Genomic DNA, 10,919 nt, shown 5'->3' with positions numbered 1-10,919 from the left:
GTGGCTGATTCCACGGAACAGACGGAACAGACGGGACAGACAGAACAGTTCGTCGAAGCCCTGCGCTCGTCACTGAAGGAGAACGAGCGCCTGCGGCAGCAGAACCGCCAACTCATCGCGTCCGCCTCGGAACCGATTGCCGTCGTCTCCATGGCGTGCCGTTTCCCGGGTGGGGTGGAATCCCCGGAGGATCTGTGGCGGCTGGTTGCCGACGGCACCGACGCGGTCTCGGACTTTCCGGTGGACCGGGGGTGGGACGCCGAGGGGTTGTACGACCCCGATCCGGGCCGTTCGGGGACGTCGTACGCGCGGGAAGGGGGCTTCCTTTACGACGCGGGGGATTTCGACGCGGGATTCTTCGGTATCGCGCCGCGTGAGGCGTTGGCGATGGATCCGCAGCAGCGGTTGCTGCTGGAGACGGCCTGGGAGGTCGTCGAACGGGCCGGTATCGATCCGTCGGCGTTGCGCGGCACTTCGACCGGCGTCTTCATCGGTGGCAACGGCCAGGACTATCCCCTCCTCCTCACGCGCGCTCCGGAACAGGCCGAGGGTTTTCTGCTGACGGGCAATGCGGCCAGCGTCGGCTCGGGACGCATCGCGTATCAGCTGGGGCTGGCCGGTCCCGCCGTATCGCTCGACACGGCGTGCTCGTCGTCGCTCGTGGCGCTGCATCTCGCGGCGCAGGCACTGCGGGCCGGCGATTGCTCCCTGGCGCTCGTGGGCGGCATTTCGGTGATGTGCACGCCGACGAGCTTCGTCGAATTCAGCCGGCAGCGCGGACTCGCCCCGGACGGCCGGTGCAAACCGTTCGCGGCCGCGGCGGACGGCGTCGGCTGGGGCGAGGGCGTCGGAATGCTGCTGGTCGAGCGATTGTCGGACGCCCGGCGGAACGGGCACGAAGTGCTCGCGGTGGTGCGCGGATCCGCGGTGAATCAGGACGGGGCGTCGAACGGCCTGACCGCGCCGAACGGTCCCTCGCAGCAGCGGGTGATCCGGCAGGCATTGGCGTCGGCGGGTCTGTCGCCCGCTGATGTCGACGCCGTCGAGGCGCACGGTACGGGTACGAGGCTCGGCGATCCGATCGAGGCCGAGGCGCTGCTGGCCACGTACGGCCAGGGTCGGGAGGCCGAACGGCCGCTGTGGCTGGGCTCGTTGAAGTCCAACATCGGCCATACGCAGGCCGCCGCCGGTGTCGCGGGCCTGATCAAGACGGTGATGGCGCTCCGCGCCGGGTCGCTGCCCCGCACCCTGCACGTGGACGAGCCGTCGCCGTTCGTCGACTGGTCCTCGGGCGCGGTGGAGCTGCTGCGCGAGGCACGCGAATGGCCGGAGACGGGACGCCCCCGCCGGGCAGGAGTGTCGTCGTTCGGCATCAGCGGAACCAACGCCCACGTGATCCTCGAGCAGGCCCCGGAAGAGGGGAGTGGGAAGAGCGAGGAAACGGCGAAGGCTTCCCGTCCAGCGATGGTCCCTTGGGTGATATCCGGGCGCTCACGAGCGGCACTCACGGCGCAGGCGGAACGACTGCGAGCGCACGTACGCGCGAACGCCGGACTTTCGGCCCTTGATATCGGGTGGTCGCTGGCGACGTCGCGATCGGCCTTCGAGCACCGGGCGGTGGTGCTGGGAGAAAGCCGCGAAGAAATTCTCGGCCGTCTTGGGTCGTTGGCGGACGATGCCCCCGACCCCGGCGTGCTGAAAGGTGCAGTGCTGCAGGGCAGGCTCGGTGTGCTGTTCACCGGACAGGGCGCGCAGCGTGCCGGTATGGGCCGGGAACTGTACGAGACCTTTCCCGTGTTCGCGGCGGCGTTCGACGAGGTGTGCTCGCACCTCGGCTCGTCACTGCGTGAGGCCGTGTGGTCGGGGGAGGGGCTGGACGCGACCGGTGTGACGCAACCCGCGCTTTTCGCACTCGAAGTGGCGCTGTTCCGTCTGGTCGAGTCGTGGGGCGTACGGCCGGACATGGTGGCGGGCCATTCCATCGGCGAGATCGCGGCCGCGCACGTCGCCGGCGTGTTCTCACTCGAGGACGCGGCGCATCTGGTGGCCGTTCGAGGCCGGCTGATGCAGGCCCTGCCCGCCGGTGGCGCCATGGTGTCCGTACAGGCCACGGAGGAGGAAATCCTGCCGCTGCTGGACGGCCGTGAGGAACGGGTGGGCATCGCGGCGGTGAACGGCCCCCGGTCGGTCGTCATAGCCGGTGACGCGCCCACGGTCCGGGAAATCGGCGCGTTGTTCAAGGAAGAAGGCCGGAAGACAAAAGAACTGACGGTGAGCCATGCCTTCCACTCCCCGTTGATGGACTCGATGCTCGAGAATTTCCGAGCCGAGATCGGCGGGCTGAGGTTCTCGGCTCCCCGCATTCCGGTCGTCTCGTCCGTCACCGGAAAACCGGTCACCAACGAGATCGCCTCGGCCGACTACTGGGTGGGACACGCACGCCGCCCGGTGCGCTTCGCCGACGTCGTGCAGGCCATGGAGAACGAAGGCGTCCGGACGTTCCTCGAGCTCGGCCCCGACGGCGTGCTGTCGGCTCTCGTCCCCGAATGCCTCGCCGGTCCCGACAGCACCTCGTCCGCCTTCTCCGCTCTGCGCCGGGACCGACCCGAGCCGCACGCGGTCATGGCGGCTCTGGCCCAGCTCCATGTGCGCGGCGTCCCCGTCGACTGGCCATCGTTCTACGAGGGCACCGGTGCCCGCCGCGTCGATCTGCCGACCTACGCGTTCCGGCGCAGGCGCTACTGGCCGGACGTGACCGTGGACACGGCCGCCGACACGCATCCGCGGCATCACCGGCATCACCGGCATGCGCACCCGGAACCGGACGCGACCGAGCCGGCCGCCGTCGACCGGCTCGCCGCCCTCACCGCCGACGACCGCGACGGCGCCCTGCTCGACCTCGTGCGCACCCGGACGGCCCGCACCCTGGGCCACCCCCTGGACGACGTCGATCCGTCGCATTCCTTCACCGAGCTCGGTATCACCTCCCTCACGGCGGTGGAGCTCCGCAACGAGCTCGTCGAAGCCACCGGAGTGCTGCTCGAGGCAACCGCCGTCCTCGACCACGAAACGCCTCGCGCCCTCGCCGCTCATCTGGCCACCACCTTCACGGATGCCGCGCCGTCGCCCACCCCGGCCGTACCGCCCACGTCACCGCTTCTCTCCCTGTTCCAGCAGGCCTGCGCCGGTGGACGTACGCGGGAAGGCATCGAGCTGCTCGCCGCTGCCGCTGACGCCCTGCACGATCCAGCGGTTCCCGCCAACCCTGTGGCCACGGCCGCCGCCCCGGACGGGCGGCACACGCCCGGCATCGCCCGGTTCTCGAAGGGCCCGGCAACTCCCGCCCTGATCTGTCTGCCGAGTTTCGCCGCGCCGGCCAGCCCGTATCAGTACGCCCGCTTCGCCGCCGCCCACCGGGACGCGCGCGACGTGTCCGTGATCGCCCCGCCGGGCTATCAGGACGCCGAGACCCTGCCCCGCTCCCTCGACGAGCTCATCGCCCTCCAGGCGTCCGCGGTCCGGCGGTGCGCGGACGGGGCCCCGTACGTACTCGTCGGATACTCGTCCGGAGGGTGGCTCGCGCACGCCCTGGCCGAGGCCGCCGCTGACGGCACGGCACCCGAGGGCATCGTCCTGATCGATTCGTCCCTGCCCCGGAGCCGTGAACTGGCCCTTCTGCAGGAAGAATTGTTCGGTCGGCTCGCCGCGGATCCCATGGTCGCCGGTCTCGTCGACGACCGGAAGCTCGCGGCGATGGGCTGGTACCTGCGGATGTTCCGCGACTGGACCCCCGGTGACCTCGACTGCCCCGTCCTGCACCTACGGGCGACGGACCCCCTGGCCGGACCGTCGGCGCCGCTGCCCTACCGCGCCTCCTGGCCGCTGCCGCACCTCGGGGTGGACGTCCCCGGAGACCACCTGAGCGTGATCGACGCCTTCGCGGACGCCACCGCCGGTGCCGTGACGGACTGGCTGGCCGGGCGGATCCGGACGACGGAAGCGACGACGGAAGGGATGACGAAGCAGTGATACAGCCGACGGACCACCGGTCCCTGCTGAGCCGGGAGTTCATCGACGACCCGCACGTGTTCTACCGGAAGCTGCGGGGCGAGGGGGTGGTGAGCAGGCACGTGGTGAAGACGTTCGCCGCCGAGATGGACGCGTGGGTGGTCACCGGCTACGACGAGGCCCGCGAACTGCTCGCCGACCCCCGGCTGTCGAAGGACGCCCGGGGGCTGCCGGACGTGATCGCCGCCAACTCCGTGCCCACCGGCGACGCGCCGTCGGCCGCCGCCCCGCCCAACCCACGGAACATGCTCTTCAGCGATCCGCCCGACCACACCCGGCTGCGCCGGCTGATCGGCAAGGCGTTCACGATGCGCCGGGTGGAGAAGATGCGGCCGTGGATCGAGGAGACGACCGACGGCCTCCTGGACGCCGTCGTCCCCGGCCGCACCTTCGATCTGGTGGAGGAACTGGCGCTGGCCCTCCCCATCTACGTCATCGGGAACCTCCTCGGCGTCCCGGCCGACCGGTTCGCCGACATCCGGCACTGGAACGGCGTGCTGACGAACGTCGACACGGGCGCCGAGGAGAAGCGCGACGCGCTCGCGCAGATGTACGGCTACATGGGCGCGCTCATCGCGAGCAAGCGCGCACAACCGGGCGACGACATGGTGAGCGCCCTCATCGGCGCCCAGGACGAGGGGACGGGAGGGACGGGACTGGACGACGGCGAACTGCTGTCCACCGTCTTCCTCGTCATGAACGCCGGCTACGAGACCACCGCCAACATGATCAGCAGCGGTGTGCTGGCCCTGCTGCGGCACCCCGCGGCCCGCGAGCGGCTGCGGAGCGAACCGGCGCTGCTCCCGGGCGCGATCGAGGAGTTCCTGCGCTACGAGGGGCCGTTGAACCTGGCCACGATCAGGTACACGACCGCGCCGGTCGCGGTGGGCGGCGTCGTCGTTCCCGAGAACGCGATCGTGTTCGTGTCGCTGCTGTCGGCCAACCGCGACGCCACGCGGTTCGCCGACCCCGAGCGCTTCGACGTCGAGCGTCCCGCCGCCGGCCATCTGGCCTTCGGGCACGGCATCCACCACTGCCTGGGGGCGCCGCTCGCCCGGCTCGAGGGGGAGGTCGTCTTCCGCAGGCTGCTGGACCGTTTCGCGTCGTGGGAGCTGGCGGTGCCGGAAGAGGACCTGCGCTGGAGGTACAGCCTGCAGTTCCGGGGCCTGGACAGGCTGCCGGTGAGGCTGGGTTGAGACGGCGTCGACGCCGAGTCGAGAAGGGTCGAGCGAGTCGACCGGGGACGGGCGGGAAGAGGAGAGGATCGAGCATGACCGAGAACGTGGTGACGCGGTTCTTCACGGCGGGCGAGGCGGACGACGTCCCGGGCGCCGTGGCGTGCTTCACCGACGACGGGGTCTGGATCTCGTGGGACGGGCCCGAACCGGGCACCACCTACCGGCGGGAGGAGCTTCCGGGGCTGCTCGCCGAAATGATCGAAAAGCGCAAGGAACTCGAGAGCCAGGGCATCCGGATCGTCTACGGCGAACAGGTGGTGGCCGGGGAAAAGGTGGTCCTCGAGTACGCCCTCGAGGCCCCGGACGGCAGCGTGCTCGACCGCGGCGTGGACATCTTCACCCTGCGCGGCGGGCGGATCGCGGTGAAGGATGTCTTCCGGAAGGCGTGAGAGCCCGGGGCCGTCAGCGCCAGACCATCGACTCGCCCAGCGCCGCCATGGCGTCCCGGACCTCGGAGGCGGCCATCGGCGGCTCGGGCAGGGGGTGCGCCCGGTCGGCACGGAAGCCGTCGAGGGTGAGGGCGAGGTGCCGGCGCCAGGCGTTGGGGGCGGAGGTGCGGGTGGCCTCGATGACGCGGGTGTGGGACCAGACCAGCAGGGCCAGGTCCTCGGCCGTGACGTCCTTCCGCAGCCGGCCGTCGTGGTGCGCCCGCGCCACGACCCGGCGGAACAGCTCCTGGATGCGCTCGTGGGCCTCGGTTGTCCAGTCGCAGCTGAACGTCATGGACAACAGGTCGTTCAGCCCGCGGTCCGCCGCCTGCAGTTCGCAGAGCCGTTCCAGGAAGCCGGTGAACGCCTCCCACGCGTCCGGGACGGTCAGCGCCCGTTCGCCGGCGCGGACGCACTCCTCGAGCTTGTCGTCGAAGATCGCCCGCATCAGGTCCAGGCGGCGCGGGAAGTGCCGGTAGAGCGTGCCGATCGCGACGCCGGCCCGGCGGGCGATGCCCTCGAGGGAGGTGCTGATGCCCTGCTCGGCGAAGGCGGTGCGCGCCGCGGCCACGATCGCGTCCCGGTTGCGCTGGGCGTCGCGGCGCAGCGGGCGGCCGGTGTCCTTGGCCGCGCTCGGATCGGGGGTCATGGCGTCACTGTAGTCCACACCCCGTTATCTCGAGGCACCCCTCGACTTGTGCTAGTGTCGGGGATTACATGAGGCATGCCTCGACTTTTGCGGGGCATCGGCACCACGTCAGGCACCACGTCACAGACAAGGAACCGCTATGCCCACCATCGCGATCGTCGGCGCCGGCCCGATCCTCGGACTGTCGGCCGCAAAGATCTTCGGCAGCAATGGCTTCAAGGTCGCTCTCGTCTCCCGCTCCCAGGAGAACGTGGACAAGCTGGCCGCCGAGCTCGCGGAGCTGGGCGTGGAAGCCGCGGGCTTCACCGGTGACGTCACCGACGCCGATTCCCTCGCCGGCGCCTTCGCCCGCATCCGGGAGCGCTTCGGGGCCGTCGACGTGGTCTCCTTCTCGCCCGTCACCAAGACGCCCAACCTCGGGGTCGACATCGTCGGGCCCGAGGCGATGACGGTCGAGAACACCCAGGCCCAGCTGGACGTGCAGCTGCACGGTGCCATCCGCACGGTGCGCGAGGTGCTGCCCGAGATGGTCGAGCGCGGCACCGGCACCCTGCTGTTCACCACGGCCTACGCGTCGGTGGAGCCGCTGGCCTTCGTGGCGAACTTCGGCCTCGCCGGTTCCACCGTGCGCTACTACGCGCGGACCCTTAACGAGGTCCTGGCGGAGAAGGGCGTGCACGTCGCCCACATCTCCGTGCACGCCTACATCAACACCGAGCCCGGCACCGAGGCCGACACCATCGCGCAGCTGTACTGGGAGGCCTACTCCAAGCGGGAGAAGGCGGAGCTCATCTTCCAGCCCTGAGCGGCCGGCCGCGGAACCCGGTGGGCGTCCCGGGTGCCGGCGGGGAGCGGCCGCCGGCACCCGGGGCGGGCGAGCACGGACCAGCCACGAGGAACGGGGAACGCACGACATGCGCATGGACCGCAGGACCGCACTGAGCCTGGGCGCCGGCGCCGCCGTGGGCGCCACCCTGGCAGCCACGAAGGCAGCCGCGCGAGGCGGCCCGGCGGACAGGACACCGTGGGAGAAGCTGCACCGCAGGCTCGAGGGAGACCTGGTGCTGCCTGCGGACCGGGCGTACGAGCAGGCGCGGCAGTCGTTCTTCAGCCAGTTCGACACCCCGGGCCCCCAGGGCGTCGCCTACTGCGCCTCGGTGCGGGACGTCCGCCTCTGCCTGCGATTCGCCCAGGACCACGGACTGCCTGCCGTGCCCCGCGGGGGAGGGCACAGCCAGGCGGGGTACTCCTCGACGCGCGGCCTGGTCATCGACATGACCCGGCTGCGGTCCGTCTCCGTGGGCCGGGACACCGTCTCCGTGGGCGCCGGGGCCCAGCAGATCGACGTCCTGGACGCCCTGTCCCCGCACGGCGTCGCCCTCGTCGGCGGTACCTGCCCCACCGTCGGCGTCACCGGCTATCTGCTGGGCGGCGGCTACGGGCTGCTGACCCGCGGCGAGGGCATGGCGTGCGACCGGCTGGTCTCCGCCGACGTCGTCCTCGCCGACGGGCGGATCGTGACCTGTTCCCGCACCAGCGAGCCCGACCTCTTCTGGGCGCTGCGCGGCGGAGGCGGCGGCAACTTCGGCATCGTCACCCGGCTGGAGAGCACCCCCGTCCGCATCTCCCGGCTCGTCAACTTCACGCTGACCTGGCCCTGGCCGCGGGCCGCCGCCGTCATCGACGGCTGGCAGGGCTGGGTCGCTGACGGCCCCGCCGAACTGGGCACCAACCTGGCCGTGGCCCTGCCCGACGCCGCCCCCGGGGCGGTGCCGGTGGTCACGGTCACCGGCGCCTGGACGGGCTCCCAGCAGGCTCTCGAGCGGGTCCTCGACGAACTCGCCGCCCGCGTCGGCGCACCGCCCACCGGACGCACGGTGGAGACCCTCGCGTACCGGGACGCGATGATGCGCTGGTACGGCTGCGCGGACAGGACCGTCGAGCAGTGCCACCGCATCGGCTGGACGCCCGAGGCGATGCTGCGCCGGGGCGACTTCCTGCGCCTGCGCAACCGCATGTTCACCCGCCCGTTGCCCACCGCCGGAACCCAGGCCCTGCTGGCCGCCTTCGACGCCGACCGCCGGGCCGGCCACGGCCGTTCCGTCACCGGGGTGTCCTTCGGCGGACGGGCCAACGAACCCGCCCGCACCGACACCGCCTATGTGCACCGCGACACCCGATTCACCCTGATGTTCGCCGACACCATGGCCACCGGGAAACCGGCGGAGGCCGACCGGGACGCGGCCCAGGCGTGGACGACGGCCCTGTTCCGCTCCGTCGACCGGTACTCGAACGGTGAGACGTACCAGAACATGCCGGACCCGGCCCTGCCCGACTGGCGGCGCGCCTACTACGGCGAGAACTACCGAAGACTGACCGAGGTGAAGAAGCGCTACGACCCCGACCGGTTCTTCCACTTCCCCCAGGCGATCGGTACTCCCGAGGAGGTACGCCGATGAACGACGGCGACACGGTGCGAACGGGCGAGGCCCTGCCGGAATTCCCGGTGGCGCGGGAGTGCCCGTTCCACCCGCCCGCCGGCTACGAGGAGCTGCGCACCCGCGGCGCGGTCACCAAGGTGCGGTTGCCCGGCGGACGAACGGCCTGGGCGGTGACCGGCCACGCGGAGGCCCGCGCCCTGCTCGCCGACCCCACCATGTCCTCCGACCACCACCGCCCGAACTTCCCGTTCGCCGAGCCCGCCATGGCCGCCCTCAAGGACCGCAGCGCCGGCCTGCCCGTCGGAGCCCTGGTCCGCACCGACCCGCCCGAGCACACCACCCAGCGGCGCATGCTCATCCCCAGCTTCACCGTCCGCCGCAACGCCGCGCTGCGCCCCGACATCCAGCGCATCGTCGACGAGCGGCTGGACGCGATGCTGGACCACGGCTCGCCGGCCGACCTGGTGTCCGCCTTCGCGCTGCCGGTGGCCTCGGGCACCATCTGCGAACTGCTCGGGGTGCCGTACGAGGACCACGACTTCTTCGAGGAACAGGCGCGCCGCCGCTTCACCCCCGGCCAGGTCGTCGACGCCTTCACCGCGCTCGCCGACTACCTGGACGGGCTGATCCGGGCGAAGGAGAAGTCGCCCGGCGACGGCCTCCTCGACGACCTGGTCACCGAACAGGTCGTCCCCGGCAGGCTGGAACGGTCGGAGCTGGTCCGCTACGCGATGACGCTGCTCCTCGCGGGGCACGACACCTCGGCGCACATGATCGCGCTCAGCGTCCTGACCCTGCTCGAGCACCCCGCCCAGCTCGCCGCGCTGCGTGCCGAACCGGAGCTGCTGCCCGGCGCGATCGAGGAGTTGCTGCGCTACCTGTCCATCATCGGCAGCCTGGCCCGGGTGGCCACGCGGGACATCGAGATCGGCGGTCGGCTCATCAGGGCGGGCGACGGCGTCCTCATCGCCAGTGGCGCCGTCAACTACGACGCGGCCCACTTCGACCACCCCCGCGAGCTGGACGTGCGCCGCTCGGCCCGCAATCACGTCGCCTTCGGCTACGGCGTCCACCAGTGCATCGGGCAGAACCTGGCGCGCGTGGAGATGGACGTGGCCCTGCGCACCCTCTTCGAGCGCGTGCCCTCGCTGCGCTTGGCGGTGCCGGCGGAGGAGGTGCCGGTGAAGCAGGGGCTCTTCTTCGGCCTGGAGGAGCTCATGGTGGCGTGGGATGGGTCGGGGGAGGGGCCTCAGACCTGAGAACGCTCGAACCGTTGCGCGTAGCCGGCGGCCAGTTCGCGCAGCGCGGTGCCGCAGTCGCCCGTGTAGGCGGGGCCGTGCATGAGGCCCAGGGCGGTGGGTTCCAGGTCGGCCAGCCGGAGCATCGTCGGTGCGGTGGCCGCCGTCAGGCACGTCGCACCGAAGACGTCCTCCGCCGCGAGCGCGGGGCCCACGATCTCCTGTTCCGTCAGGGCGGGGGAGTCGCCGATGGCGGTGAACAGATCGCCGCACAGCAGGGTGCCGGTCGTCTCCTCGTAGAGCAGCCCGGCGTCCCAGCCGTGCGGCATGTGCGGCGTCTCGAGGCGGCGCACCCGTCTGCCGCCCAGGTCGATGACCTCGCCGTCGTTCAGCGGCACCGGTAGCCGGTCCGACATGTCGTTCACCGACACCAGGCACCCCATCGCGCCGTGCGCGACCTTGGCCCTGGGCGCGGCGGCCACCCAGGAGTTCAGCGCGCCGATCTCGTCGGCCTCGACATGGCCGAAGGTGAGCCACCCCAGCCGCTCCACCGGAACCACTCGGCTCAGGGCCTCCGACACCAGTGGGAACAGCCCCCGCAGCCCGCAGTGGAACAGCAGCGGTTCCTCGGCGTCGACCAGGAACTGGTTGAACATGAAGTCGGCGTCGGGGATGTAGGTGGACAGCCGGTAGATGTCGGGCGCGATCTCCGTGACCTTGGTCTCCACCGGCACCGTCCTCGCCGCACTCCGCTTGTCCTGCCACCACTGCGCACCACTGCGCACCACTGTGACCCAGGACCGGCGGAGGGGCCCGGGAACACGCCGTGGAACACGCCGGTGGCCCCGCGCTCGTAC

General features: G+C 71.3%; 8 protein-coding genes. 6 read left to right on the top strand and 2 right to left on the bottom strand.

Annotated features, from left to right (window positions below; translation table 11 throughout):
* The 3 genes from ACIG36_RS11900 (at position 1) to ACIG36_RS11890 (ending at position 5,695) form a co-directional block, all read left to right on the top strand.
* Complete coding sequence (locus ACIG36_RS11900) at positions 1 to 4,029, top strand: type I polyketide synthase (RefSeq protein WP_399925706.1); 4,029 nt, start codon at positions 1 to 3, stop codon at positions 4,027 to 4,029.
* Positions 4,026 to 5,264: a cytochrome P450 gene (locus ACIG36_RS11895; protein ID WP_399925705.1), complete on the top strand. Its 1,239-nt coding sequence runs from the start codon at positions 4,026 to 4,028 to the stop codon at positions 5,262 to 5,264. The genes ACIG36_RS11900 and ACIG36_RS11895 overlap by 4 nt, the downstream gene beginning before the upstream one ends.
* 74 nt (positions 5,265 to 5,338) lie before the next feature.
* Entirely contained in the window at positions 5,339 to 5,695 is a 357-nt protein-coding gene (locus ACIG36_RS11890; protein WP_399925703.1) for a nuclear transport factor 2 family protein, read from the top strand.
* Positions 5,696 to 5,708: 13 nt separating this feature from the next.
* Here ACIG36_RS11890 and ACIG36_RS11885 read toward each other — a convergent pair whose 3' ends face one another.
* A complete protein-coding gene (locus ACIG36_RS11885; RefSeq protein WP_399925701.1) occupies positions 5,709 to 6,383 on the bottom strand; it encodes a TetR/AcrR family transcriptional regulator in 675 nt (224 codons plus the stop codon).
* 139 nt (positions 6,384 to 6,522) lie between these two features.
* On the opposite strand from ACIG36_RS11885, the gene ACIG36_RS11880 reads away from it, so the two are divergent.
* From ACIG36_RS11880 to ACIG36_RS11870, 3 genes are all read left to right on the top strand, one after another.
* Positions 6,523 to 7,188 (top strand): SDR family NAD(P)-dependent oxidoreductase, encoded by a 666-nt coding sequence (locus ACIG36_RS11880; RefSeq protein ID WP_399925699.1) that lies wholly within the window; start codon positions 6,523 to 6,525, stop codon positions 7,186 to 7,188.
* A 115-nt stretch (positions 7,189 to 7,303) separates the two neighbouring features.
* A complete protein-coding gene (locus ACIG36_RS11875; protein WP_399925697.1) occupies positions 7,304 to 8,842 on the top strand; it encodes an FAD-binding oxidoreductase in 1,539 nt (512 codons plus the stop codon).
* Positions 8,839 to 10,083 carry a cytochrome P450 gene (locus tag ACIG36_RS11870; RefSeq protein WP_399925695.1) on the top strand — a complete coding sequence of 415 codons (1,245 nt, stop codon included), beginning with the start codon at positions 8,839 to 8,841 and terminating at the stop codon, positions 10,081 to 10,083. The genes ACIG36_RS11875 and ACIG36_RS11870 overlap by 4 nt, the downstream gene beginning before the upstream one ends.
* On the opposite strand, the gene ACIG36_RS11865 is transcribed toward ACIG36_RS11870, so the two are convergent.
* Positions 10,074 to 10,790 (bottom strand): MBL fold metallo-hydrolase, encoded by a 717-nt coding sequence (locus ACIG36_RS11865; RefSeq protein ID WP_399925693.1) that lies wholly within the window; start codon positions 10,788 to 10,790, stop codon positions 10,074 to 10,076. The genes ACIG36_RS11870 and ACIG36_RS11865 overlap by 10 nt on opposite strands.
* Between the last annotated feature and the right edge of the window lie 129 nt (positions 10,791 to 10,919).

Source organism: Streptomyces sp. NPDC053048 (genome assembly GCF_044547045.1).
Taxonomy (GTDB): Bacteria; Actinomycetota; Actinomycetes; order Streptomycetales; family Streptomycetaceae; genus Streptomyces.
Note: the sequence above shows the minus strand (reverse complement) of the source record. Positions and strands in the feature narration are given on the sequence as shown.